This is a genomic window from Microbacterium sp. LWO12-1.2, from assembly GCF_040675875.1.
Lineage (GTDB): Bacteria > Actinomycetota > Actinomycetes > Actinomycetales > Microbacteriaceae > Microbacterium.
On record NZ_JBEGII010000001.1, the window covers coordinates 704,132 to 729,958 of the forward strand.

The following is a 25,827-nucleotide window of genomic DNA, read 5'->3' on the forward strand; positions in this document are numbered from 1 at the left end:
GTCGGCTCAGGGGCGGTCCCGCCTCCGCCACGCCCGTGAGAGAGGGAGTCGATGACCATTCGCCGTTCATCTCTCGACCGCGCCGCTGATCTCCGCGAGGAGCCAGGGGTGCTGGATCGACTGCGCAGCGACACCGAGACCCGCACGATCGTCGTGCGCGATGGGCGCGTTCGCGTCGTCGATTCCGCTCTGCTGCGGGTCTCGCCGGACGAGGTCGGTGATGCGGCGTGGGCGCTGCTCGGCCGCGACGAGGACGGCGCGCCCGTGCTGCTCGCTGCGCTTCCCCCGGAGACGGAGAGCGTCGACGCGGCGCCCGATGAGATCTGGCTCGGGTTGCGCGACCTGGGCGGCCGCATCGACGCGGAAGAGACCGAGCTCCTGGTCGAGGCGATCGCGGTGGCGGGCTGGCTCCGTGACGCGCGCTTCTGCCCGACGTGCGGAGGCGGAACCGAGCTGCGTCAGGCCGGGTGGTCCCGACGCTGCCTCTCCTGCGGACGCGAGCATTTCCCGCGCACCGATCCCGCCGTGATCGTCGCGGTCGAGAGCGCGGACGGTGAACGGCTGCTGCTCGGCGCGAACGCGAACTGGGGCGGACGCATGTACTCGTGCTTCGCCGGGTTCGCCGAGGCAGGGGAGTCTCTCGAAGCGACGGTCCACAGGGAGCTCGAGGAGGAGTCGGGAGTGCGCCTCGCCGCCCTGCGGTACATCTCCTCGCAGGCGTGGCCGTTCCCGCGCTCCCTCATGATCGGATTCCGCGCGGTCGTCGATGACGAGTCGGCGGCCCGCGCCGACGGCGAGGAGATTATCGATCTTCGTTGGTTCACCAGGGCGGAGATCCGCACGGCACTCGTCGGCGACGGCCCCGTGGGGCTTCCCGGACCTGCCTCGATCGCCAGGGCGTTGATCGTGGACTGGCTCGAGGATCGGGCGTGAGCGCGCTCGACGCACTCGACGAACGGCAACGGCAGGCGGCATCGGTGCTGCGCGGCCCCGTCGCCGTCCTGGCCGGCGCCGGAACCGGAAAGACTCGGGTGATCACGCACCGCATCGCGCATGGCGTCGACACCGGTGCCTATTCGCCTGGTCGCGTGATGGCCGTCACGTTCACGGCCAAGGCAGCGGGCGAACTGCGCGGACGGCTTCGGGCGCTCGGTGTCGAGGGCGTCGCCGCACGCACCTTCCATGCGACGGCGCTCGCCCAACTCAACTTCTTCTGGCCCACGCTCGCGGGTTCGCCTGCGCCGTCGATCATCGACAACAAGGTCCGCATGCTCGGCCAGGTCGCCGACGGGCTCCGTCTGCGACGCACCACCGCGACGCTCCGCGACATCGCGTCGGAGATCGAGTGGCGCAAGGTCTCGATGCTCTCGATCGAGAAGCACGCAGAGCTCGGTCGCGCGGTCACCGGTGTCGACGCCACGCAGCTCGTCGAGCTGCAGCGCGGGTACGAAGCGCTGAAGGACGAGCGTCGCCAACTCGACTTCGAGGATGTGCTCCTCGCTTGTGCCGGCATGCTGGAAGCAGAACCGCGGGTCGCTGCGTCCGTCCACGAGCAGTACCGCCACTTCACCGTCGACGAGTTCCAAGACGTGTCGCCCCTGCAGAACCGGCTGCTGGAGCTCTGGCTCGGCGATCGGCACGACATCTGCGTGGTCGGCGATGCGAGCCAGACCATCTACTCGTTCGCGGGTGCCGAACAGCGCTATCTGCTCGAGTTCGAGCGCACCCATCCGGATGCGACGGTCGTGCGACTCGAGACGAACTATCGCTCTCAGGCGCCCATCCTCACTGCGGCGAATGCGCTGATGCGGGGGCGTCCCGGTGCTCTCGAACTCGTTCCCGCGCGGGAACAGTTCAGTGCCGATGCTCCCACCGTCACGGCGTACGACACCGAGACGGAGGAGGCCCAGGGCATCGCGGCCGCGATCTCGGCTCAGATCGCAGCGGGCGCTTCGCCGGCGGAGATCGCCGTGCTCTACCGCGCCCACGCGCAGTCCGGTGTGCTGCAGCAGGCGCTCGCCGCAGCGGGGATCGCGACGACGGTCCTCGGGGGAACCCGCTTCTTCGCGATGCCAGAGGTGCGCCAGGCCATCCTGGCATTGCGCGCCGCGGCGATCGCCCCCACCGAGCAGGGCTTCCTCCCCGGTGTGCAGCGCGTACTGCGCGAACTCGGTCTCACGGACGAGCCCCCGCAGGCCGGAGGTGCTCAGCGCGACGGCTGGGAAGCACGCAGGGCGATACTGCGGCTGGCCGAGGAGGCCGGGCCCGAAGCGAACCTGCGCTCCTTCAGTGACGCGCTGATGGCGCGCGCGAAGGACCAGCACGAGCCGACCATGCGCACCGTCACGCTGTCGACGCTGCATGCGGCCAAGGGACTGGAGTGGCCGCACGTGCACTTGGCCGGGTGGGCTGAAGGCGCGCTGCCGATCTCGTATGCCACGACTTTCGAGTCCATCGATGAGGAGAGACGCCTCGCCTATGTCGGTGTCACGCGCGCAGCGCGAACCCTGGCTCTGAGCTGGTCGCGGTCCGCGGGACGAGGGGAACGGGCTCCGTCTCGGTTCCTGGCAGAGATGGGAACGACAGCGCGCGGCACCGGCATTCTGCGTGAAACGTCACCGCACTCCACACGCGGGAACCGTCAGCGCTGAGCCGGACGACTTCACCCGCCGTCGCGTCGGTCCGCAGCAGCCGTGCGGCCAGGGCGGCGGCTTCGGCGACCATCGCGGCGCGCAGCTGTCCGGCATCGCGATCGATCAGTTGCGCGTGCAGCCGCGGCCAGGCATCGTCCCGGTCGCGCTCATGCCCGTCGCGGCAGGCGAGGCACGGGGAGGCGCCGGGTCGGACGACCGGCCCGATGGTCACCGTGCCCCGCTCGAACGCCACCGGGAGGTGCGGAGTGTCGTCCCGGAGGTAGCGGGCGAACTGCATGGCGGCCGCGGCACCCTGCACCAGGACCACGGCGACATCGTCGGGTGACGAGCGGTTCCCCGAGGTGACGTTCTCGTCGGCGAGCGCCTCCCGCATCCGGTATGCCGCACGCCCGTCGGTGATGTTCACGGATTCGACCCATGCCGCATGAGGGGGTGGAGCGTCGTCCACGAGGAACGCGCCGAGCTGTGCGAGCAGCATCCGGGCTTCCCGTCGGGGTGCGCCGACGCCGTGTGCGACGACGTCGAACGCGGATCGGCGGAACCCGGCGCGCATCCGTCCGATCAGCAACTCCACCCATGCCGCGGCGACCTCGATGCGGACGTCGCCGGCCATGCCGAGCTGGAGGGTGGTGTCGTCCCTCCACAGCAGTGGGACGTCGGGGTCCAGACGCGTCAAGGTCGTGGGGGAGAGCGGTGACATTCTCCGATTCTGAAGACGCGACGCGTGTCGCGGGACACCGATGGTGCATCCGTGGACAACTTAGCCCTCCTCCCGATCAGGGGAGGAGGGCTCGTCGTTGCTCCCCGAGTGCTCAGACGGGTCGGTCGCCCTCGGGACGCTCATCGTCGGTGCCATCCGGCTCGTCGGCTTGCTCGGGAGTGGTGTCCGCCGATCCGGCGTCGGAGAAGTCGTCACCGTCGAGGAGACGAGCGAGGGCTTCGTCGAACTCGTCGGCCACGGGCTGCTCGCCGCGTGCCGCGGCCTGCAGGCGGGCCACGAGGGCGGTCGGGTCATCGATGTCCTCCGCGGTGGGCATCAGGTCCGGATAGTCCCACAGCGAGTCCCGACCGGCGATGCCCACGGCCTCGGTGACCGTCTTCCACATCGCCGACGCCTCACGGATGCGGCGGGGGCGCAGCTTCAACCCGACGAGGGCGCCGAGCGCGTCCTCCGCAGGGCCTCCCACCGCGCGACGGCGTCGTGCGGCCTCGGCGATACGCGTGCTTTCGGGAAGGCGTGATGTCGCCTCGGCCGTGACGACGTCGACCCAACCGTCGATGGTGGCGATCAGGTTCTCGAGGCGGGCGAGCGACTCGCGCTGCGCCTCGGTCTGAGCGGGCAGCAGGGCACCGCCCTCGATCGCGGCACGCAGTTCCTCCGGGTTGGAGGGATCGAGCCGGCTCGCGACGTCCTCCAGCGCATCGACGTCGACCGTGACACCACGGGCGAAGTCGGTGATCTGGGCCATCACGTGCAGGTGGAGCCACTTCGCGTGGCGGTAGAGGCGCGCGTAGGCGAGCTCGCGGGTCGCCAGGTACAGGGCGATCTGGTCTTCGGGGATCTCGAGCCCCTCGCCGAAGGCCGTGAGATTCTGCGGGATGACCGCCGCGACACCGGCGGGCAGGACCGGGATGCCCACGTCGCCGCCGGACACCACCTCGAGCGCGAGGTTGCCGAGCACCTGGCCGAACTGTGCGGCGAACACCGAGCCGCCCACGCCGCGCATGAGCTTTCCCGCTCCCTGCACGACTCCGCGCATCTCCTCGGGGACCTGCGTGTCCAGCGCGCTGGTGAGCGCGTCCGCGATGCTCGTCGAGACCGGGCCTGCGATCTCCTTCCACACCGGGAGCGTCTTCTCGACCCATTCCCCGCGGGTCATGGCGCTCGGGCTCTCCGCGAGCTCGGAGATCGTCGTCGCCTCGCCCAGCCACAGGTTCGCGAGCGCGAAGGAGTCCACCAGCGAGGTCCGGGATCCGTCGGTGATGCCCTGACCGTCGCGGTTGGCGATGTGGAGCGCCTGCCGCAGCGCGTTCTCCCAGGGGTCGCCGCCGAACGCACCCTGCAACTGCGACATGATCGTCTGCATCATCGCGGGATCGAACTGCATGCCCTCCATGCCCTCGAAGGCGCCACGCAGTGCCTCCGGGTCGATGTCGCCACCGCCTTGGCCGGAGAGCATCTTCCGCAGGAATTCCTGGAAGTCCTCGGGTGTGGGGTCGTTGTCCGCCATGTCGATCGCCCTCTCAGTACGCCGTAAGCCTGCGGGATCTACGCTAGTCACAGGTTTCTGCAGGTGACCCCGACATGGGCGAATCGCTGTACGCCGCTCGCGAACGACGGAGGAATGCTGTGGATCGAACGCGGTCTGTGAAGCTCGGGCTGGGAGTCTGGGCGCTGATCGTCGCGCTCATCGCGCTGGTGGTGCTCACCTTCCTCCCGACGCCGTACGTGATCCAGCGGCCCGGGCCGGTGTACGACACCCTCGGAACCGCAGACGGTGCCGACGGCGAGCAGGTGCCGCTGATCCGCATCGAGGGCGCTGAGACGTTCGAGACCGCGGGCACGCTCGACCTCACCACCGTCCAGGTGGTCGGTAACCGCGAGCGCACGCCCAGCTGGTTCGAACTCGCATTGGCGTGGACGGATTCCTCGCGCGCGGTCGTGCCGCTGGACTCGGTGTTCCCCGAAGGCGTGACCAGCGAGCAGCGCGATGAGCGCAACGCCACGCTGATGGTGGATTCGCAGCACGAGGCGACCGCCGCGGCGCTGAACGAACTCGGCTACGACACCGGAGCGGAGGTCGTGGTCGTCGAGGCGGTCGACGACACGCCGGCCGCCGGTCTGCTCGAACCGAGCGACGTCATCACCGGCATCGACGGCGCCGACGTCACCTCCGCGAAGCAGCTCCGCACGGCGATCCAGGATGCCGGCGGCGACACGATCACCCTCACGGTCCTCCGTGACGGCGAGGAGCAGAGCGTCTCGATCACGCCGGAGAAGCACACCCAGGGCGATGTCACGACGTGGCTGATCGGCATCACGCTGCGCACCGACTACGACTTCCCGATCGATGTCACCATCCAGCTCGACAACGTCGGCGGGCCGAGCGCGGGGATGATGTTCGCACTCGGGATCATCGACACCCTGACCGAGGGCGAGCTCAACGGCGGAGAGAACGTCGCGGGCACCGGAACGATCGAGGCGGACGGCACCGTCGGGCCGATCGGCGGGATCCGTCAGAAGCTCTACGGGGCACGCGACGCCGGAGCGGCGTACTTCCTGGCGCCGGCATCGAACTGCGACGAGGTCGTCGGGCATGTGCCGGACGGTCTGCAGGTGATCCGCACAGCCACGCTGGACGAGTCCCTCGCTGCGCTCGACGTGATCGCCGAGGGCGGTGACGTCGCTGCGCTGCCGACATGCGCCGCGTCGTGACCTCCCCGTGACCGGGATGACAGCCCCCGCCCAGTAAGGCATGCCTAGGATGGGGGAGTGACCTCGACCTCAGCTCAGAACCCGGCCACGCCTCGAACGTCCCGACGTATTCTCGGCATCTCACTGGTGATCATCGCCGCGTTGATCGCGGTGTTCTTCGTCTTCGCATCGCTGTACACGGAATTCCTCTGGTTCGACCAGGTCGGATTCACCGGTGTGTTGACGACGCAGTGGATCGCGACGGCGGTGATGTTCGTCGTCGGATTCCTGGCCATGGCCGTTCCGTTGTTCGTGGTGATCCAGCTCGCCTACCGCCTGCGCCCTGTTTATGTGCGGCTGAGTTCGCAGCTCGACCGGTACCAGGAGGTCATCGAGCCTCTGCGCCGCTTGGCCATGTGGGGGATGCCCATCTTCTTCGGACTCTTCGCCGGCTTCGCCGCGGCGGGCAACTGGAAGACCGTGTGGCTCTGGGCCAATGGCGTGGCGACCTCCACGGTCGACCCGGAGTTCGGCATCGACACCGGTTTCTACATGTTCGCGATGCCGTTCTACTCGATGCTCCTCGCGTTCGTCTCCGCCATCCTCTTGCTGAGCCTGCTGGTCACCGCGCTGGTGTCCTACCTCTACGGTGCGGTGCAGATCGGCCAGGGCGAGCTGCGCATCTCGAAGTCCGCGCGCATTCAGCTGGCCGTCATCGCCGGTCTCTACCTGCTCGTGCAGGCTGTCAGCCTCTGGCTCGACCGGTACAAGACGCTCGTCGCCCCGGATGACCGCATCACCGGTGCTGCGTACACCGGCGTGAACGCGACGATTCCCGGTCTCGCGATCATCGCCATCATCGCCGCGCTCGTTGCCGTGCTGTTCTTCGTCACCGCGGTCATCGGCCGCTGGCGGTTCCCGCTCGCGGCGACCGCGCTGCTGATCGTGGCATCCCTCGTCGTCGGTGTCGGCTACCCGTGGGTCGTCACGACGTTCCAGGTCAAGCCGAACCAGAACGCCTATCAGGCGGAGTACTACCAGCGGAACATCGACGGCACCAAGGAGGCCTACGACGTCGCTGACCTCGAGACCACCTCGTTCCAGGCCGAGACGGATGCCGAGGCAGGACAGCTCCGCGAAGACGCCGACACCACGGCGTCGATCCGCATCATGGACCCCAAGGTCATCAGCCCGACCGTGCGTCAGCTCGAGCAGTACCGTGCGTACTACCAGTTCGAGGAGACGCTCGACGTCGACCGCTACGAGATCAACGGCGAGATGCAGGACACCGTCGTGGCCGTCCGTGACCTCGACATCACCAAGCTCGGCGACGGCGACAACTGGAACAACCGCGTCGCGGTCTACACCCACGGCTACGGCCTGGTGGCGGCAGCGGGCAACCAGCGTACGTCCGACGGCGAGCCGGTGTTCCTCGAGCGTGGCATCCCCTCTGCGGGCTTCCTGACCGACCGCGAGAACTTCGAGCCGCGCGTGTACTTCGGCGAGAACTCCCCGGAGTACTCGATCGTCGGTGCGCCGGAATCCTCGGCCCCGGCCGAGATCGACTACCCGCGCGGCAAGGACGGGTCCAACGAGACCAAGACGACCTTCAACGGCGACGGCGGCCCGAAGATCGGCGACACGTTCACGAAGCTGCTGTATGCGCTGAAGTTCCAGTCCGAGCAGATCCTGTTCTCGAACCTCGTGAACGAGGATTCGCAGATCCTGTACGACCGTGACCCGAAGACCCGTGTGCAGAAGGTCGCGCCGTACCTCGAGCTCGACAGCGACCCGTACCCGAGCGTGGTCGACGGCCGGATCGTCTGGATCGTCGACGGATACACGACGAGCGCGACGTACCCGTACTCGACCAGCGTCAGCCTCTCCGAGGCGATCGCCGACTCCAACGTCCCGACGCCTACTCTCGCGATCGACGACATCAACTACATCCGCAACTCGGTCAAGGCGACCGTGGACGCGTATGACGGCTCGGTGACGCTGTACGCGTGGGATGACGAGGACCCGGTGCTCAAGACCTGGCAGAACGTCTACCCGTCGACCGTGAAGCCGATCAGCGACATGTCCGGCGAGCTGATGAGCCACGTCCGCTACCCGACCGATCTGTTCAAGGTGCAGCGCGATGTGCTCGGTGTCTATCACATCGACAACGCGAACTCGTTCGCTCAGCAGGACAACCGCTGGCAGACGCCGAACGATCCGCGCAGCGACGCGATGCTGCAGCCGCCGTACTACCTCACGATGAAGATGCCCGGTCAGGACTCGGCACGGTTCTCGATGTTCTCCACGTTCATCCCTGCCTCGCAGGGCGCGGGAAGCACCCGTGACGTCCTGATGGGCTATCTCGCGGTCGACTCAGACGCGGGATCGGAGAAGGGCGTGAAGGGCGAAGGCTACGGCCAGCTGCGCATGCTCGAGATCAACGACGACACCACGGTGCCGGGCCCCGGGCAGGTGCAGAACACCTACAACTCGGATACATCGGTCGTGCCGCAGCTGAACCTGCTGCAGCAGGGCGAGTCGCAAGTGATCTACGGAAACCTCCTGACCCTCCCGGTCGGTGGTGGTCTGCTCTACGTGCAGCCGGTGTACGTGCAGTCCTCCGAGGGCACGCAGCTCCCGCGCCTGCAGAAGGTGCTGGTCGCCTTCGGTGACCGGGTCGCTTTCGAAGACACGCTCACCGCGGCGCTCGACACGCTGTTCGGCGGCGACTCGGGAGCCACGGGCGGCGATGAAGAGGTCGAGCCGTCCGACCCGGACGCGGACCCCGGTACGGATCCCGATGCCGATCCGGACGCGGGGCAGACGCCCGCTCAGCCGACGGACGAGCAGGCAGCGGCACTCTCCGCCGCGCAGCAGGCCCTCCTCGACCGTGACGCCGCCCTCAAGGCAGGCGACCTGGAGAAGTTCGGCGAGGCGGACAAGCGCCTCACCGCCGCCGTCCAGAAGCTTCTGGAGCTGGAGGCGGCCGCAGGGGAGTGATCCTCCTGCGTCGATGACGAATGGGCGTCCCCCTCGGGGGCGCCCATTCGCGTGTCCGGGCGCTGCACCTCGGCGCCGCGAGATATGCGTGTCTGCACTGCCTGAGGGGTCAGGACATGCCGAGCCGACGGGCTCGCGGACGGCGTGTCGTGACTCTTCGCCGATGGGCCGTTCGCTCCGGCCCAGAGTCCACAGGACAAAGCAGAAGAGTCCACAGGACAAAGCAGAAGGCCCGGATCCTTGCGGATCCGGGCCTTCTTGTGTCGCATTCTCGTTGCGGGGACAGGATTTGAACCTGCGACCTCCGGGTTATGAGCCCGGCGAGCTACCGAACTGCTCCACCCCGCGGCACAAGAGATAGCCTAACACGGGTTTCGGGAGTGCGCGAATCGGGGCGGGTGCTCGACGGATAGGGGAAGATGAGGAACATGTCCGAGCGCTCCGCCGTCCCCGTCGCCGTCTGCCAGTTCGCGCCCTCTGCCTCCCGAGCGGACAACCTCGAACGCATCGCCGAGCTCACCGCGGAAGCGGCAGGACGCGGCGCACGGCTGATCGTCTTCCCCGAGTACGCGAGCTACTTCGTGGATCCGATGGATGCGAGTCTCGCGGTGAACGCCGAGACGCTCGACGGCGACTTCGTGACGACGCTCACCGCCTTGGCGGGGGAGTACGGGGTCGTGATCGTCGCGGGGCTCGTGGAGCGGGCATCCGATGATCACCGTGTCCGCAACGCCGTGGTCGCCGTGCGCGGTGACGGGCTGCTCGCGGTGTACCGCAAGCAGCACCTGTACGACGCGTTCGGCCAGGCCGAGTCGGAGTGGGTGGAAGCGGGAGATGTCGGCACCGCGGTGACGTTTGAGCTGGGCGGCCTGCGGTTCGGACTGATGACCTGCTACGACCTGCGTTTCCCCGAGGTCGCCCGCACTCTGATGGATGCTGATGCCGATGTGCTGGTCGTGCCGGCGGAGTGGGTCAGGGGGCCGCTCAAAGAACACCACTGGACCACGCTGCTCGCCGCACGTGCGATCGAGAACACCGCGTACGTCGTGGCCGCCGACCACCCGGCCCCGACCGGCGTGGGGCATTCCCAGATCATCGATCCGCAGGGCGTCGTGCTCGCCGGGGTCGGCGTGGCGGAGGGCATCGCGATCAGCGTCGTGGAGCGCGATGTGATCGAGCGAGTGCGCTCCACGAACCCTTCCCTGCGGGTCCGCAGATACGCCGTCGTGCCCCGCTGAGGGGCCTTCTCAGCTCCCGAGCACCGCGAGGCGCGCGACGGCTTCTTCGAGCACTTCGACGCGCTTGCAGGCGGCGAACCGGATGAGTCCGGAGTACTCCCCGCGGCGGGCTTCAGAGACGAATGCCGTCAGCGGGATCGCGACGACACCGGCGCGGTCGGGCAGTGCGCGGCAGAACGCCGCGGCATCCGCACCGCCGAGAGCGGTCGCATCGGCGACGGTGAAGTAGCCGCCCTCAGGTGCGAGCACCCCGAATCCGGCCGCACGGAGCCCGGCGCCGAGGATCTCGTGCTTGCGGGCGAGTGCCGTGGCAGCGCCGTCGAAGAAGGAATCGGCCAGGCGCAGCCCCACCGCGATCGCGGGCTGGAACGGCGATCCGTTGACGTACGTCAGGTACTGCTTGACCGTGAGCACTGCCGTGATCAGGTCTGCAGGGCCGTGCACCCACCCGATCTTCCATCCGGTGGCCGAGAACGTCTTGCCCGCTGAAGAGATCGTCAGCGTGCGCGTCGCAGCTCCGTGGAGCGTGGCGATCGGAGTGTGCGGGGCATGGAACGCCAGGTGCTCGTAGACCTCATCGGTCACGATGATCGCGTCGTGCAGCTCAGCGAGGCGCACGATCTCCGCCAACACCTCTCGGCGGAACACCGTGCCGGTGGGGTTGTGCGGGTCGTTGATCAGGATGATCCGGGTGCGATCCGTCACCGCCGCCGCGAGCTCGTCCAGATCGGGCTGGAAATCCGGTGCGCGCAGCGGCACGGTGCGCAGCGTCGCGCCCGCGAGGGCCGCCGCCGCGGCGTAGGAGTCGTAGTAGGGCTCGAAGACGACCACTTCGTCGTCCGCGCCCTCGATGAGTGCGAGGAGCGTCGCCGTCAGTGCCTCGGTCGCTCCCGCGGTGACGATGATCTCGCGCTCCGGGTCGACCTCCAGCCCGTAGAAGCGCCGCTGGTGCTCGCTGATCGCAGCGAGCAGGTCGGGGATCCCCCGCCCCGGCGGGTACTGATTGGCACCGTTCGCGATCGCCGCCCGTGCCGCCTCAAGCACCTCGGCGGGGCCGTCCTCATCCGGGAACCCCTGTCCGAGATTGATGGCGCCGGTTCTGGCCGCTGCCGCGGACATCTCTGCGAAGATGGTGGGTGCGACTGCTCCGTCGCTCGAGAGCAGGCCGGCGCCCGCTGCGGTGCGGCGCCATGCGCCCGGGACGACACTCATGAACAACAGGCTAAGGCCATAGGGGAAACTCACCTTCGCCATAAGAAACGCACAGACATGGGGAGCAGTCTGAGGGAGCGTTGTTGAAGGAGCACACACCATGAACGAAGACAACACCCACGACCACTCGGCACCCGACGTGCCGCCCACCGAGGTCGCAGGAGCCGCCGGAACACCGGCGCCCGACGCGTCCGCTGACACCACCATCGACCCGGCCGCGCCGGGCCAGGCGCAGGCATCCGCTCCGGCCGCAGCCGGGCATGAAGTCCCGTCGACGTTCACGTCGCAGGCAGCCGGTCCTGTCCCGCTGCCGCCTGTCCCGTCGGCTCAGCAGCAGTTCGCCGCGCCGACATCCCCGGCCCCGGCGGCATCGTCCGGTGCCGCCTTCGGCATCCACAGCGATGCGTCGGCGACTCAGCCCACGCAGCCGCTCGGCGGCAGCCTCCCGCTCGGCGCACCCTTCGCGACCGGCGATGCGCTCCCCGGCGCCACCAAGGCGAAGGACGCGAAGCCGCGAGGTGGCGTGAAGATCGCGGCACTCGTCGTGGCGGCCGCCCTCGTCGGCGGCGTCGCCGGGTTCGGCGGAGGGGCGATCTGGAACGCTGTCGGCAACTCGCCGTCCACCGGTGTCGCCTCGGGCCCGGAGACCGTGACCGTCAACAACCCCGGTTCGGTCAACGAGACCACGGCGGTCGCCAGCAAGGCGCTGCCGTCGGTCGTCACGATCGAGGTGGCGGGCTCCAGCGAGGCGGGCAGCGGCTCCGGCGTGATCATCAGCGACGACGGCTATGTGCTCACCAACACGCACGTCGTGACGCTCGGAGGCGCAGTGGCTGATCCCACGATCCGCGTGACGACGTCGGATGGGCGCATCTACGAGGCGACTGTCGTCGGCACCGACCCCATCTACGACCTCGCCGTGATCAAGCTCAAGGACGCCAAGGGCCTCACGCCGATCGACTTCGCGGACTCGTCGAAGCTCAACGTCGGTGACACCGCGGTAGCCCTCGGCGCGCCTCTCGGACTCGCGAACTCCGTGACGACCGGAATCGTCAGTGCGTTGAACCGCAGCATCCAGATCGCCTCCTCGGCTCTGCCCGAGTCCAGCTCGGAGGACGCTCCGCAGGAGCAGGCCCCTGAGGAGGGCGAGCAGGGCCCGTTCCAGTTCGACCTCCCCGGCTCCGGCCAGCAGCAGAGCAGCGACTCGATCTCGATCGCCGTGATCCAGACGGATGCCGCGATCAATCACGGCAACTCCGGGGGAGCGCTCGTCAACAGCAAGGGCGAGCTGATCGGAATCAACGTCGCGATCGCCAGCTCGGGCAACTCGGAGGAGTCCGGCTCCATCGGTGTCGGCTTCTCGATCCCCTCGAACATCGCCAAGCGCGTCTCCGAGGAGATCATCGCTGACGGTGCCGCGACGCACGGACTGCTCGGCGCCTCGGTGCGCGACGCATCCACGGTCGAGGGCGCTGTCGTCTCGGGCGCCTACATCGCCGAGGTCACCGATGGTGGAGCAGCCACGCAGGGCGGGCTGAAGGCGGATGACGTCGTCACCGCGTTCAACGGCGTCCCGATCACGAGCGCCACCGACCTCACCGCGCAGGTGCGGGCCGCGGCCGCCGGCAGCAAGGCCACCGTCACGTACAACCGGGGCGGGAAAGAGTTCGAGACGGAGGTCACGCTCGGCGAACTCGCCGGCTGACCCCTCGTCTCACAGAGAAGGGCGCCACCTCCGCGATAGGCTCGCGGGGTGGCGTCCTTCTCATTCGGCACCGGCAATGCGGCCAAGCTGCTCCGGATCCCGTTGTATGCCGTCGGGCGTATAGGCACGTTCCTCGTTCCCCGCGGACGGCGCTGGGTCTTCGGATGCGGCGCGGGTGTCGGCGACGGCGCTCTGGCGCTGCAGCGGTACGCGGCGGCGGCCGGTCATGACACGCTCTGGCTCACGTCGACAGCGCGCGAAGACCGTGAGGCCGCAGCTCTCGGCATCCGCACGGTGCGCAAGGGAGGACTGCGCGGCTGGTGGGCGACAGCCCGCGCCGGAGTGCTCGTGGTCACCCACGGTCTCGGCGATGTCAATCGATACGCCAACTCCGGAGCATTCGTGGTGCAGCTGTGGCACGGCATCCCGCTCAAGCGCATCGGCCTGGACTCTCCGGCCACCACTCAGGTGCCGTCCGTCCCCGGTGCGCCGCAGCTGCGTCGGCTGATCGCGTTTCTGTACCGCAGCGCTGCTCAGCGCATCCGCGTGCTTCCCGCCGCCTCGCACCGTTCTCGTGGACGCCTGGAATCGGCCTTCCGCCTGCAGGACGACCGCGTGGTCGTGACAGGCGAGCCCCGGGTGGACGTCCTTTCCGCCGGTTCGGTCGAAGAGCGGCGCGCGCGTGCCACCGCGATTCTCCGTGATGGCGTCGAGGGTACCTCTGATGCGGTGCGAACGATCCTGTACGCGCCCACGTGGCGCGACGGTGCGGCAGACCCAGCGGTCCCCACCGCCGAGGAATGGGTCCAGATCATCCGTGTGCTCGAGCAGAACGACGCTCTGCTCCTCGTCAGGTCGCACCCGCTCGGGGAAGGCGGCTATGCACCGCCGCTGCCGAGCAGACGGGTGCGGATGCTGGGGGCGTCTGTGCTCGCGGATGTCACCCCGGTGCTTCCCGCCGTCGACGTCCTGATCACCGACTATTCGTCGCTGGCCTTCGACGTCGGTCTTCTGGCGATGCCCGTGCTGTTCCTGGCCCCCGACGCCGCGGACTACGCGCGCACCAGAGGCTTCTACGGCCGATTCGAGGACGTCGCCGGTGAGGACGCCGCGACGACCTGGGGTGGTCTGCTGTCTCAACTCGACGAGCTCCTCGCGAGCACGGAGGCGCTCGCGGCGAGATCCGCGCGTTCCGCTACGCTCAGCGCGGAGATGCATGCGTACCGCGACGGACGCAACACCCATCGGGTGTATCAGGCAATCCGCGCGCGGGGCATCCCCGCGCCGAAGGGAGCAGCATGACCACGGCCCGGATCGATGAGGCGACGCAGTCGCTGATCATCGCAGGCACCGGGCAGCGTCCGGCGAGTGCGCTCCTGGTCGGCCCACGCGCTCGCGTGGAAGCGCGTGTCACGGGGGGCGGCAAGACCTGGAAGGCATCGTTCCCGCTCGAGGCCGCGCGCTGGGGTGGCCCGGCGCTGCCGCTGCCGGGCGGCGAGTACGAGCTGCGCATCGACGAGGTCGCGCTGGACGATCTCGTCGTGATCCCAACCATGCTCCCCGGAGTCCGAGTGGCCGTCGACGGGGAGCGCGTCAGCATCGCCGCTCCCATCGACCCCGTCTACGAGACCCCGGAAGGCCAGTCGACGCTCGAGGAGCGTTACGTCGCGCAGTCAGGCGCCACGGAGAATGCCGTGTTCTTCGAGAGCTTCTATGGGCGCAGCGTCGGTTGCAACCCTCAGGCGATCGATCGTGAGATCGCGGCGCGTGCGCCGGGAGTCCGCCGGTATTGGAGCGTGGTGGACCTCTCGGTGCCCGTCCCGGAGGGAGCTGTCGCGGTCGTCGAGGGAAGTCCCGAATGGTGGCGTGCGCGCGGTGCGGCACGACTGCTGGTCGTCAATGACTGGCTTCGTCGTCGTTTCGCCCGCAAGCCGGGCCAGCAGGTGCTGCAGACCTGGCACGGCACCCCGCTCAAGCGGCTCGCGCTGCACCGCCCTGGTTTCGATCCGCGGCGGATGGCGGCTGTGGTCAAGGAGTCCCGGCGCTGGGATGTGCTGCTTGCGCAGAACCCGTACTCGGCACGGATCCTGAAGAAGGCCTACGCATTCTTCGGCCGTCCGATCTGGGTCGAGGGCTATCCGCGCAACGATGCGCTCGTCACGGGCGATGCGGCGGCGATCCGCGCGGCACTCGGAATCGCCGAGGGGGAGCGCGTGCTGCTGTACGCCCCCACCTGGCGCGACGACCGGCGCGAGATGGTCGACTTCATCGATCCGGAGCTGTTGGCCGAGCAGGCAGGCGCGGTGGTCCTCATGCGCGGGCACTCCCGCACACTGCTGCAGGGGCGCGACCATGCCGGCGCGCGGGTGATCGACGTCACCGGATACCCGGAGACGGCTCAACTGCTGCTGGCCGCGGATGCGCTGATCACCGACTACTCCTCGGTGATGTTCGACTTCAGCGTCACCGGCAAGCCCATGTACTTCCTGGTGCCTGATCTCGCGCACTATCGCGGCGAGCTTCGGGGCTTCTACTTCGACCTCGCAGAACGGGCACCTGGGCCTCTCGTCAGCACTCAGGAGGAACTCGCCGCTGCGCTCGCGGATCCGGATCACGAGAGCACCTATCAGACGCGGTACGGAGCCTGGAAGGCACAGTTCAACGCACGCGACGACGGTCACGCGGCGCAGCGCGTCGTCGATCGCATACTGGATCAGGGATTCCTGACGCGCTGACGGCGCAGACAGCAGCCATGCGGTCCTGAGCCGGTTCCGGGGTCAGGGAAGAGGCGTGTTGCGCGTGCCGAGGCGCGACGCGTCCACGGTGTCGCGGGCGCCGCGCAGCACACCGCCAAGGAACCCGAAACCCCACGACAGGTGCATGGTCGGGAGCACGAGCAAGGTCCACAGGCGTTGACGGATGCCTCCACCGCCGGGCATGAGCGCGACCGCGAGCACCAGCAGGGCGTAGGCGACGAGAGGAAGGTAGATCGCCGAAGCGATCAGCGAGGCGGCCCCCGTGAGGACGCCGGTCAGCTGCAGCACGCCGATCACGACCGCGACAGCGACGATGAGTACGAGTGCGGGCGGCGCGAAGAAGCGCAGACCATTGCGTCGTCCGAAGCGGCGCACCAGCTCGCCGCGCCACGCGCCGGTCGCCCGGAACTGTCGCGCCAAGCGCAGCCAGCTCTCACGGGGCCAGTAGGTGACGGACAGGTCGGGGTCGAACCAGACCAGGTGGCCTGCCTGACGGATCCGGAGATTCAGTTCCCAGTCCTCGCCGCGCCGGATGGTCTCATCGAACAGTCCGACCTCGTCGAGCACGTCGCGACGCATCACACCGAGGTAGGCCGATTCAGCCTCGCTCTCCCGTGCACCGCCGTGGTACGCGCCGCCGCCGAGGCCGACGGGGGAGTTGTACAGGCGAGCGACCGCCTTCTGGAACGGCGTGCGCCCTTCGGCGTGCATCACTCCGCCCACGTTGGCGGCGCCGGTGCGCTCGAGCGTGCGCAGCGCGCGTGCCGCGTATCCGGGCGAGAGCTCGGAGTGGGCGTCCACGCGGATGACCGTCGGGTACCGGCTGGCCCGGATCGCCGCGTTCAGGCCGACCGGGATGTGCGCGGCGGGGTTGTCCACGAGTCGGATGCGGTCGTCGTCGGACGCGAGCATCCTGGCGAGTTCCGTGGTGCCGTCGGTGGATGGACCGAGCGCGAGCACCAGCTCCGCGGGGACGTCGAGATCCTGCGCCAGCACCGACTCCACCGCATGCTGCAGGTAGGCGCGTTCGTTGAGCACCGGCATGACGAACGACACTCCTGCCGCCGGCCCCCTGGATTCACTGTCCTGCACCTCTCGATCATGTCACGGAGGGGGTACCGCTGCCTGGCACTTCCATGGGCCGAAGTATCCTGGAGGGATGGGTGCAATGTCAGACGCGAAGAAGGCGTATGGGCTGTTGAGGCGCGCGCTGGCGTCCCGTGCGGCGGTGCAGAGGGTACGGCGACGGCTTTCCGACGAGTCCCCGCACCCTGAGGGCCACTACCAGGTCGCGGTGTACTTCGCGGATGGTGCCGTGAACATGTACCAGATGCGCCAGTGGTATCGGCCCCTGGCTGCTCTCGCACAGCATCGTCCCGTCGTGGTCCTGGCGCGGCAGGCCTCGGGCGCGGAGCGCCTGCTCGACGAGGACGCCCCTCCGGTCGCCTTCGTGCCGACGGTCCGTGACCTCGAGCGGTTCATCGCGAAGCAGGACATCCGCGTCGTCCTGTACGTGAATCAGAACACCCGCAACTTCCAGATGTTCCGGTACGGACGTCGGTGGCACGTGTTCATCAACCACGGCGAGTCCGACAAGATGTACATGACGACCAATCAGTACAAGGCCTACGACTACGCGCTGGTCGCCGGTCAGGCCGCGAGGGATCGGCTCTCGCGCACGCTGTGGGACTATGACGTCGACAAGCGCACGATCGAGATCGGTCGCCCCCAGGCCGACCATTACTCGGGCACGCTTCCTTACACTCCGGATGGCCGCACCGTTGTGCTCTACGCCCCGACGTGGGAGGGCGACCGCCCCAGCGCGCACTATGGATCGATCGCCTCTCACGGCGAGATCCTGGTGAACGAGCTGCTCGCCACGGGCGCGCACCGCGTCATCTACCGCCCTCATCCGCGCAGCGGGGTCGTCGACGATGCGTATGGAGCGGCGCACAAGCGCATCGTGGCGGCGATCGCCGCGGCGAATGCGGCCGATCCTGCGGCGCAGCACGTCTACGATCACGGTGCGGACCTCGGGTGGCAGTTGTCTGCCGCCGATGTGGCGATCGTCGACATCTCCGCCATGGTCTACGACCGTCTGGCCGCGGGCCGCGCGTTGATGATCACGCGCCCCACCGACGAGCGCGCCGCCATCGACACGAAGGGGTACCTCGCGGACTGCGAGTGGCTGACCGTCGAAGGCGCACGACACATCGTCGCCGAGGTGGAGCGCGTGCGTGCCGATGAGGCGGCCGTCGCACGCCTGACCATGTGGGTGCAGCACTACTTCGGAGACACGACCCCCGGCGTCGCGACCGCGAAGTTCCACGACTCCATCGAGCGGCTGATCGCGGAGTGGGAACGCTGGCACGCTCACGAGATGGGCGCGATCGTCGCGGACGAGGACGACGACGATGAAGAAGGCGACGAGGAGGAGATGTGAGGAAGGATCTCTCCCGGGCCCGCGAGCTCGCTGGGCGTCTCGACGTCGTCGCCGAGTCCGGTTCCACCAACGCCGACCTGAGGTCGCATGCCGCAGACGCCGCAGCGTGGCCCCACCTCTCCGTGCTGGTGACCGAGAACCAGACAGCCGGCCGCGGTCGGCTCGACAGAACATGGTCCGCGCCTGCCGGATCAGCACTGGCGATCTCGGTACTGCTGCGTGCGCTCCCGGCGGATCCGACGGCGCGCGGCTGGATTCCGTTGCTCGCGGGCGTGGCGATGGCGGATGCGATCGCCACGCAGCTTCCGGATCGGCACGTCGCGATCAAGTGGCCCAACGACGTCCTCGTAGAGGATCGCAAGATCTGTGGCATTCTCGCCGAGTCGAGCGGTGATGCCGTGGTGGTCGGGGCGGGAGTGAACACTGCCATGACCGCGCAGCAGCTGCCTGTGACGACGGCCACATCGTTCGCGGTCGCAGGTGGCACGGTCGACGAGGACCGTCTGATCGCCGACTATCTGCGCGGGCTGGACTTCCAGCTTGCGGCCCTGACCGAGACGGGGGATGCGGTCGGAAGCGGGCTGCACGCCGCCGTCGCAGCGCGTTGCTCGACGATCGGTCGCCGTGTGCGGGTCTCGATGCCGGGGGATCAGACGCTCGAAGGTGTCGCCACGGGACTGGATGCGGACGGGCGGCTGCTCGTCGATGTCGACGGCGCCGGGCAGGCTGTCTCGGCCGGTGACGTCGTGCACGTGCGTCCCGCCTGACGCTGACACGCCGCCGCGCAGCAGGAATTGTCGCAGATCACGGGCACAATGGTGGGGTGACTCAGCCTGTGACGCTCGGCGGTCGGCCGATGATGCCGCCGCCCGGCGTGCCCTCCGAGGAACTGCTGATCGCTCGATTCCGCAGTCATGCGCGGCGCTTGTTCTGGTCGGCGCTGGTCCTCATCGCGACCTTCGGTGCCACGGCGTACTTCTACGGGAACCTTCCTGCTCCCTTCGAGAACTGGATGCTGCTCGCGGCGGCGGGGATCGTCGTGCTGCTGCTCGTCGTGCTCCCTTTCATCATCTGGTACTCGCGGAGCACCACGGTCACGACGCGGCGGGTGATCGCTCATCAAGGTCTCGGCGCGCGACAACGTCGTGAGATGTCGCACGCAAGGGGATACACGATCGCCGTGCGTCGCGGTCCGCTGCAGCGGATGTGGGGCTCGGGGACCATCACGCTGACGAACGGGGTGGACGCTCCGCTGCGACTCCAGAATGTTCCGACCGTCACGCTGGTTCACGAGACACTGGCGGACCAGATCGAGGTCAGCCAGATCCTCGCTCACCGCGATGCGCAGGCCGGATCCGACGCCGGCATCACGTCCTGAGCCCGTTCTGCTCTGCGCTGGGCGTGTGCTCCGGCCACCCGCGGATGCGAGAGAATGGTGACGACGAATGGAGGCGGCACATGGCGCTGCGTGTGGGCGTGATCGGTGGAGGACAGCTGGCCCGGATGATGATCGCTCCGGCGGTCGAACTCGGACTCGAACTGCAGGTGCTTGCTGAGGCCGACGGCATGTCCGCTCAGCTCGCCGCATCCGCCGTCGGCGACTATCGCGACCTCGACGCCGTCCGTGCGTTCGCGGCGGACGTCGACGTCATCACGTTCGACCATGAGCATGTGCCGCAGGAGATCCTCCGCGCGCTCGTCGCCGACGGTGTCGTCGTGCACCCGGGACCCGATGCGCTGCAGTTCGCTCAGGACAAGCTCGTGATGCGCGCGAAGCTCCAGGAACTCGACGTGCCGCAGCCGGATTGGGCAGCCGTCCGCACCGCGGATGAGCTGCAGGTCTTCCTCGACGCGCACCACGGTGCCGGCGTGGTGAAGACGCCGCGCGGAGGCTACGACGGCAAGGGCGTTCGTGTGATCCGCAGCGCGGAGGAGGCGCAGGACTGGCTCGACGATCTGGCCGCTGCGGACGCGCTTCTCGTCGAAGAGCTCGTCCCGTTCGTACGCGAACTCGCACAGCAGGTGGCTCGCCGTCCCAGCGGACAGATCGTGGCGTATCCGGTCGTGGAGACCGTGCAGCGCGACGGCGTCTGTGCCGAGGTCATCGCTCCGGCTCCGGCCGCGTCCGAACGCCTCTCGCAGGTCGCCGAGGGCATCGGCCGTCGCATCGCAGAAGGCCTCGGCGTCACCGGCATGCTGGCCGTCGAGCTCTTCGAGACCGACGACGACCGGATCCTGGTGAACGAGCTCGCGATGCGGCCCCACAACAGCGGTCACTGGAGCCAGGACGGTGCCGTCACCGGGCAGTTCGAGCAGCACCTGCGCGCCGTCGCCGATCTGCCGCTGGGCAGCCCGGCTCCGCGCGCGCCGTGGTCGGTCATGGTCAACATCCTCGGCGGTCCGCAGACTGGCTCGCTCGGGGAGCGGTTTGACGGTGCGATGGCGGAGTATCCTGCCGCCAAGATCCACACCTACGGCAAGGATCCCCGCCCTGGGCGCAAGGTCGGACATGTCAACGTCGCGAGCGACGATCTCGATGACGCCGTGTACATCGCCCGAGCGGCTGCTGCACATTTCCTCTGAGCAGGGGTCGTTCTCCTCGCCGTGCCGCGTGCCGTGGGGGCAATCTCCAGGGGCAGACCGTACCCTGAGCTAGTGACTGAGCCTCTTCATTCCTCCGCCGCACCCCTGGTCGGCGTCGTCATGGGATCCGACTCCGACTGGCGCGTGATGAGCGACGCCTCCCAGGCGCTGACGGACTTCGGGATCCCGCATGAGGTCGAGGTGGTCTCCGCCCACCGCACCCCTGACAAGCTGATGAGCTACGCGCGTGAGGCCCGTGCCCGCGGCATCCGCGTCATCATCGCCGGCGCAGGGGGAGCAGCGCACCTGCCTGGCATGCTCGCCTCGATGACGCCGCTGCCCGTCGTCGGTGTGCCCGTGCCGCTCGCCTACCTCGACGGTATGGACTCCCTGCTCTCGATCGTCCAGATGCCCGCAGGGATCCCGGTCGCTACCGTCTCGATCGGCGGAGCACGCAATGCCGGGTTGCTCGCCGCGCGCATCCTGGGTGTCGCAGATCCCGTGTTGGCAGACCAGATGGAGGCGTTCTCCCGTGACCTGGAGGCGCAGGTCGAGGCGAAGAACGAACGGCTGAAGGAGTCGCTGTGACCCTGGCGCCGCCCCGCGGCGCTACCCGTCCTCTCATCGAGACCCGGCCGATGCGGCATCCGGATCCGACCGACGCCGGGACGATGGCCAAACGCGGCTGGTGGCTGGTCGTTCTGAACGTGCTCGTGCCCGGCTCCGCGCAGACGCTCGCAGGTAGTCGCCGTCTCGGACGGTTCGGGCTGGGGGCCACCCTTGCCGCATGGCTCCTGGTCATCGTGGCAGCGGCGTTGGCGCTCTTCGCTCGTCCGGTCCTGCTGTGGCTGACGATCGGCGGTGGCTTCTTCTCCGCGGTGATCCTCACGCTCGTCCAGGTGCTTCTGGTCGGTTATGCCGTGCTCTGGGTCGTCCTCACCTTCGACACGCTCCGCCTGGTGCGCCTCGTGAAGGTGCCGACCATCCAGCGGTTCGCCATCCCCGTCGTCGCGCTGGTGCTGCTCGGGCTGGTGGGCGGCGCGGCCGCCTACGCGGCCACGGTGGTCGGATCGACGCGCAACACGATCGGCTCGATCTTCGGTCAGAGCGGTCCGAGTCTCGCGCCCAGCGACGGCTACTACAACATCCTCCTGCTCGGCGCGGACAGTGGCGACGGTCGCGATTCGATGCGGTTCGACAGCATCTCTGTGGTGTCGATCAACGCCGACAGCGGAGCGGTCACCATCACCGGTATCCCGCGCGAGCTCCCGAACCCGCCGTTCAGCGCAGGAAGCCCGATGCTCGAGCTGTACCCGAACGGATTCGAGGGTCACGGTTCGTCGACCTGCGGCTGGAACGGCTGGATGAACCACGTCCGCAACGCAGCGGAGATCTGCCGAGAAGACCAGGGAACCGGTCTGTATCCGGACGCAGCCGCGCAGGGTTCGGCACCCGGTATCGAAGCGACCAAGGACGCCGCGGAAGGCGTGCTCGGAATCGAGATCCCCTACTACGTGTTCGTGGACATGCACGGGTTCGCCGAACTCGTCGACGCCCTCGGCGGAGTGGACATCGACGTCACCGAGCGACTTCCCAAGGGCGGTCCTCCTGAGGGGTGGACCGGGTCGGACGTCAACGAATGGGCGATCGGCTGGATCGAGGTCGGTCAGCAGCATATGGACGGCGACACCGCGCAGTGGTACGCCCGTTCCCGGTACACCACGAGCGACTGGGATCGCATGAAGCGGCAGCGGGAGCTGCAGGAGGCGATCCTCGATCAGTTCACTCCGCAGACGGTTCTGACCCGGTTCAACGAGGTGGCGGCGGCGGGGACGGCACTCATCGACACCGATCTGCCGCAGGACAAGCTGCCGGAGTTCTTCGACCTCATGCTGAAGGCCAAGGAGCAGACCGTGCAGACGATCGAGCTCACGCCGGAGAACGGCGTGGACGAGCATCAGCCGGACTACGGATACATCCACGAGATGATGCAGCAGGCGCTGCACCCGCCCACGGCGACGCCCAGCCCCTGATCACACCCGCATCGCCGCTCGACGAGATTGCGGCACGACGGAGGTCGGGTGTGCGGTGCGCGGCGCGAGATCAGTCGCTGTCGCACTCCGCGCGGGGGCGACCGCAGACATGCTCACGGCGCAGAACAGCCCACGGCGGCCACCTGAGATGGGTGACGGCCGTGGGCTTCCGGTGCGTTCACCGGGATCGCCAGACGACGGTGATCGGAGGGGGAGGGATCACCGTCGTCCAGCCGACCACCGCTCGAAGCGGCGATCTGACCTAGGCGCGCTTGCGACGCGCGGCGCCCGCAGCGACGAGGGCGCCACCGGCGACGAGCGCCACTGCGCCGCCCCCGAGGACCCACGGCGATACGCTTCCGCCGGTGAGTGCGAGTTCGATGGTTCCACCCGTCAGAGGCAGCTCGGTGCCGGCCGCTGCGACCGCAGGATCGTGGTCGCAACTCGTCGCGGCGTCATGCCCATGCGACACCGTGATGGTCGCGGTGTAGGAGCGCGATCCGCTGAAAGCGATCCCGTAGGAGCCCTCTCCGTCCTTCGGCGGGCGGAACGTCAGCGTCAGACTGCCGTCAGCACCTGCGGTGTTACCCGACACGGCGGAGTCGGCGGCCTTCAGGCCGGAGACGGAAACTCCCACGTTCTCGGACGGGAGGAAGTACCCCGGGCCGAAGACGATGGTCGAAACCTCGCAGATGTCGATGATCGGGTCGTTGACCCGGACATCGGGCGTCTCCGGGTACGAGTCGGACATTGCAGTCGGTGCAACCGGTGCAGCGGTGGCGACAGTCGGTGCGATGAGCACGAGTGCGCCGGCGGTAAGGCTGATGGCAGCCAATTTCTTCAGCATGATTCTCCCCAGATTTCACGCGGAATCGCCTCCGAACACACCCCTGCGTTCGACTGCGTGGATTCTTCTTGCCCCCACGGCAAGATGACAGAACCCAGATATTCCCCAGTGAGTCGACAGTACCCTATCGACGCAGGAAAGTCACGATGCGCAGACCAGCTTTTCGCGTGTCGTCTTCGGAGTCTCGACCATCGGCGTATGCAGGACCTGGGTGAGGCGTTCGCCTGCCCCGGTGCCCTGGAACTCGAGGGTGACCGTGGTCGACTCTCCCGGTGCGAGGAGCACCTCGTGCTGGACGACGGAACGACCGTCGATCGTGGTCGTCTGCACGCCCTCCTCAGCGCCGTCGCGGTCGATGTGCGAGGGGGTGGCACCCTGTGGTCCATAAAGGGCGATGAGCGTGCGGACAGAGCCGGCGGGGACGCCGTACCAGCCGTCTGCCGTGACATAGGCAGGCAGCGTGGTCGCCGCGTCAGCGGGTGCGTCGTTGGTCCAGGTCATGCGCAGCTGAGTTGTCGGCTTCCCATCGCAGCTGCCGACCGCTGTCGAAATCGAAGCGCGGGTGTAGTAGTCCATCTTTCCGCCGGTGCTGTCATTGATCAGCACACCCACGTAGGTCGCATCCGCGTCGTCGTCGGGGATCGTTCCCCCCAAGGACGATGCCGCGAGCACTTTCTGCTCGTCTTCGTGAGCGCTCCAGATTCGGATGCGTCCTTCGTCGGCAGACTCCGCGAGCGCACCGATGAGCGCCTTCGGATCGCCTCCCGAGAGCGCCGCTCCGAACAGGGCGCTGGCGGCCTGCGCGAACACCTCGTCCTGCACGCGCGGATCGGGGATCGTCGCGTAGATCTCGGAGAGGAGAATGCTGACGATGTTGTCGGGCGTGGCGGTGAAGGTTCCAAACGTCAGATCTCCCGTCGCCTGCATCAGGTTCGCGGCGACCACCGTGTCCACTGCGATGACGCCGTCGACGGTTCCTCCGAAGCGACCCTCCCATCGAGCGGCGATCGTGGGGCCCGCTTCGGAGAAGTCGGGGATGCTCGTGATGTTCTGCATGAACCGTCCGGGTCGGTCCTCGAACAGGGCGACGGTGGAGTCGCTCACCGGGAGAGGGGCGTCCAGGGGAGGGAAGTCGGGCGTGGACGCCTGGCGTACCAATGTGATCTTCCCGTTCTCGGCGTGCAGCAGCGCGCTGGAGCCGATGATCCCACCCGAGGACCGCAGTTCGGCGTTGTTCTGCATGGCCAGCACATAGTTCCGCGGGCCCTCGCCGCCGAGCATCGTCGGCAGCAGCACTGCGGCGCCGTGGAGTGCGCCGACGGCGCCAGCAGCCTGGGTCACAGTGGAGCGCATCTGCCGCACCGCATCTGCGAGCGGGGGCAGCGTCGCGTCCTCATCGATCCGCTGAGCCTGCAGTTGGGCGGCGGTCAGGGTCGCACTCGCCTCGCCGAGCGGCTTCTCGATGGTGGCGAAGGGCTCGAGATCGATCGCGCCGCCTGAGAAGCCGAGGCCGGCCAGGTCGAACTCCCCGGCGACGGCGAGCAGCGGGGTGAGTGCCTTGTCTGCAACATCGTCCGCGATCTCTGCGACCTCGCTGACCGCGCGGAAGTTCGGACCGATCAAGGGAATCGCACCGAATGCCTGCCAGATCGGATCCGAGGTGAGGGCATGTGCCGACTGCGCGTGATGTGCGATGCGCTCGGCGATCGGCTCCGCGCCGTCGAGGTCGGCGGTGGCGATCGACGCCTTCAGCTGTGATGAGTCCTTCGCGACCTGTTGGAGATCGTTCACGGCGCCGATGCCGCGGACGGTCACCCATCCGAGGGCGATGACGAACAGCGCGACGAAGATGCCGATGGTCCACCCGATCCATCGGCGCCGCACGGGAAGTCGACCGTCGCTCATCTGAGCATTCAAGCATGAACCAGTTCGCCGTCGATG

At 68.2% G+C, this 25,827-nt stretch carries 19 protein-coding genes and 1 tRNA gene; 14 read left to right on the forward strand and 6 right to left on the reverse strand.

Annotation, left to right across the window (positions count from 1 at the left end; all coding sequences use genetic code 11):
- The first annotated feature begins 51 nt into the window (after positions 1–51).
- Together nudC and MRBLWO12_RS03310 are read left to right on the forward strand one after the other, a co-directional pair.
- Positions 52–933 carry an NAD(+) diphosphatase gene (nudC, locus tag MRBLWO12_RS03305; RefSeq protein WP_363552666.1) on the forward strand — a complete coding sequence of 294 codons (882 nt, stop codon included), beginning with the start codon at positions 52–54 and terminating at the stop codon, positions 931–933.
- Positions 930–2,651 (forward strand): ATP-dependent helicase, encoded by a 1,722-nt coding sequence (locus MRBLWO12_RS03310; RefSeq protein WP_363552668.1) that lies wholly within the window; start codon positions 930–932, stop codon positions 2,649–2,651. The genes nudC and MRBLWO12_RS03310 overlap by 4 nt, the downstream gene beginning before the upstream one ends.
- Before the next feature lie 815 nt (positions 2,652–3,466).
- On the opposite strand, the gene MRBLWO12_RS03315 is transcribed toward MRBLWO12_RS03310, so the two are convergent.
- Positions 3,467–4,885: a zinc-dependent metalloprotease gene (locus MRBLWO12_RS03315; RefSeq protein ID WP_363552670.1), complete on the reverse strand. Its 1,419-nt coding sequence runs from the start codon at positions 4,883–4,885 to the stop codon at positions 3,467–3,469.
- A gap of 119 nt (positions 4,886–5,004) precedes the next feature.
- Here MRBLWO12_RS03315 and MRBLWO12_RS03320 point away from each other — a divergent pair, with 119 nt between their 5' ends.
- Positions 5,005–6,090: a YlbL family protein gene (locus MRBLWO12_RS03320; RefSeq protein ID WP_363552672.1), complete on the forward strand. Its 1,086-nt coding sequence runs from the start codon at positions 5,005–5,007 to the stop codon at positions 6,088–6,090.
- Positions 6,091–6,147: 57 nt separating this feature from the next.
- Complete coding sequence (locus tag MRBLWO12_RS03325; RefSeq protein WP_363552674.1) at positions 6,148–9,069, forward strand: UPF0182 family protein; 2,922 nt, start codon at positions 6,148–6,150, stop codon at positions 9,067–9,069.
- Positions 9,070–9,343: 274 nt separating this feature from the next.
- Here MRBLWO12_RS03325 and MRBLWO12_RS03330 read toward each other — a convergent pair.
- A tRNA-Met gene (locus MRBLWO12_RS03330) sits at positions 9,344–9,417 on the reverse strand.
- A gap of 80 nt (positions 9,418–9,497) precedes the next feature.
- On the opposite strand from MRBLWO12_RS03330, the gene MRBLWO12_RS03335 reads away from it, so the two are divergent.
- A complete protein-coding gene (locus MRBLWO12_RS03335) occupies positions 9,498–10,307 on the forward strand; it encodes a carbon-nitrogen hydrolase family protein (RefSeq protein WP_363552676.1) in 810 nt (269 codons plus the stop codon).
- A 9-nt stretch (positions 10,308–10,316) separates the two neighbouring features.
- Here MRBLWO12_RS03335 and MRBLWO12_RS03340 read toward each other — a convergent pair whose 3' ends face one another.
- Positions 10,317–11,519: an aminotransferase class I/II-fold pyridoxal phosphate-dependent enzyme gene (locus MRBLWO12_RS03340; RefSeq protein WP_363552678.1), complete on the reverse strand. Its 1,203-nt coding sequence runs from the start codon at positions 11,517–11,519 to the stop codon at positions 10,317–10,319.
- A gap of 100 nt (positions 11,520–11,619) precedes the next feature.
- On the opposite strand from MRBLWO12_RS03340, the gene MRBLWO12_RS03345 reads away from it, so the two are divergent.
- Genes MRBLWO12_RS03345 through MRBLWO12_RS03355 form a run of 3 tightly spaced genes read left to right on the forward strand, consistent with a single transcriptional unit; the run spans position 11,620 to position 15,959 of the window.
- Positions 11,620–13,224 carry a S1C family serine protease gene (locus tag MRBLWO12_RS03345; protein ID WP_363552680.1) on the forward strand — a complete coding sequence of 535 codons (1,605 nt, stop codon included), beginning with the start codon at positions 11,620–11,622 and terminating at the stop codon, positions 13,222–13,224.
- A 48-nt stretch (positions 13,225–13,272) separates the two neighbouring features.
- Complete coding sequence (locus MRBLWO12_RS03350; RefSeq protein WP_363552682.1) at positions 13,273–14,526, forward strand: CDP-glycerol glycerophosphotransferase family protein; 1,254 nt, start codon at positions 13,273–13,275, stop codon at positions 14,524–14,526.
- The gene (locus tag MRBLWO12_RS03355; RefSeq protein ID WP_363552683.1) at positions 14,523–15,959 is read left to right on the forward strand and encodes a CDP-glycerol glycerophosphotransferase family protein; all 1,437 of its coding nucleotides are present in this window, start codon (positions 14,523–14,525) and stop codon (positions 15,957–15,959) included. The genes MRBLWO12_RS03350 and MRBLWO12_RS03355 overlap by 4 nt, the downstream gene beginning before the upstream one ends.
- 42 nt (positions 15,960–16,001) lie before the next feature.
- Here MRBLWO12_RS03355 and MRBLWO12_RS03360 read toward each other — a convergent pair whose 3' ends face one another.
- Positions 16,002–17,024 carry a glycosyltransferase family 2 protein gene (locus MRBLWO12_RS03360; protein ID WP_363558510.1) on the reverse strand — a complete coding sequence of 341 codons (1,023 nt, stop codon included), beginning with the start codon at positions 17,022–17,024 and terminating at the stop codon, positions 16,002–16,004.
- Between the two features lie 115 nt (positions 17,025–17,139).
- Between MRBLWO12_RS03360 and MRBLWO12_RS03365 the strand changes: the two genes are divergently transcribed.
- The 6 genes from MRBLWO12_RS03365 (at position 17,140) to MRBLWO12_RS03390 (ending at position 23,039) form a co-directional block, all read left to right on the forward strand.
- The gene (locus MRBLWO12_RS03365) at positions 17,140–18,423 is read left to right on the forward strand and encodes a CDP-glycerol glycerophosphotransferase family protein (RefSeq protein WP_363552685.1); all 1,284 of its coding nucleotides are present in this window, start codon (positions 17,140–17,142) and stop codon (positions 18,421–18,423) included.
- Positions 18,420–19,190, forward strand: a complete 771-nt coding sequence (locus tag MRBLWO12_RS03370; protein WP_363552687.1) for a biotin--[acetyl-CoA-carboxylase] ligase — start codon at positions 18,420–18,422, stop codon at positions 19,188–19,190. The genes MRBLWO12_RS03365 and MRBLWO12_RS03370 overlap by 4 nt, the downstream gene beginning before the upstream one ends.
- 92 nt (positions 19,191–19,282) lie before the next feature.
- Positions 19,283–19,801 carry a PH domain-containing protein gene (locus MRBLWO12_RS03375; protein WP_414685506.1) on the forward strand — a complete coding sequence of 173 codons (519 nt, stop codon included), beginning with the start codon at positions 19,283–19,285 and terminating at the stop codon, positions 19,799–19,801.
- An 80-nt stretch (positions 19,802–19,881) separates the two neighbouring features.
- The gene (locus MRBLWO12_RS03380; RefSeq protein ID WP_363552691.1) at positions 19,882–21,006 is read left to right on the forward strand and encodes a 5-(carboxyamino)imidazole ribonucleotide synthase; all 1,125 of its coding nucleotides are present in this window, start codon (positions 19,882–19,884) and stop codon (positions 21,004–21,006) included.
- Between the two features lie 120 nt (positions 21,007–21,126).
- Positions 21,127–21,594 carry a 5-(carboxyamino)imidazole ribonucleotide mutase gene (gene purE, locus MRBLWO12_RS03385; RefSeq protein WP_363558512.1) on the forward strand — a complete coding sequence of 156 codons (468 nt, stop codon included), beginning with the start codon at positions 21,127–21,129 and terminating at the stop codon, positions 21,592–21,594.
- A complete protein-coding gene (locus MRBLWO12_RS03390) occupies positions 21,591–23,039 on the forward strand; it encodes an LCP family protein (protein ID WP_363552693.1) in 1,449 nt (482 codons plus the stop codon). The genes purE and MRBLWO12_RS03390 overlap by 4 nt, the downstream gene beginning before the upstream one ends.
- Positions 23,040–23,301: 262 nt before the next feature.
- Here MRBLWO12_RS03390 and MRBLWO12_RS03395 read toward each other — a convergent pair whose 3' ends face one another.
- Entirely contained in the window at positions 23,302–23,886 is a 585-nt protein-coding gene (locus tag MRBLWO12_RS03395) for a hypothetical protein (protein WP_363552695.1), read from the reverse strand.
- Between the two features lie 141 nt (positions 23,887–24,027).
- Positions 24,028–25,791, reverse strand: coding sequence for a DUF4012 domain-containing protein (locus tag MRBLWO12_RS03400; RefSeq protein WP_363552697.1), 1,764 nt, complete (start codon positions 25,789–25,791; stop codon positions 24,028–24,030).
- Positions 25,792–25,827 lie beyond the last annotated feature (36 nt).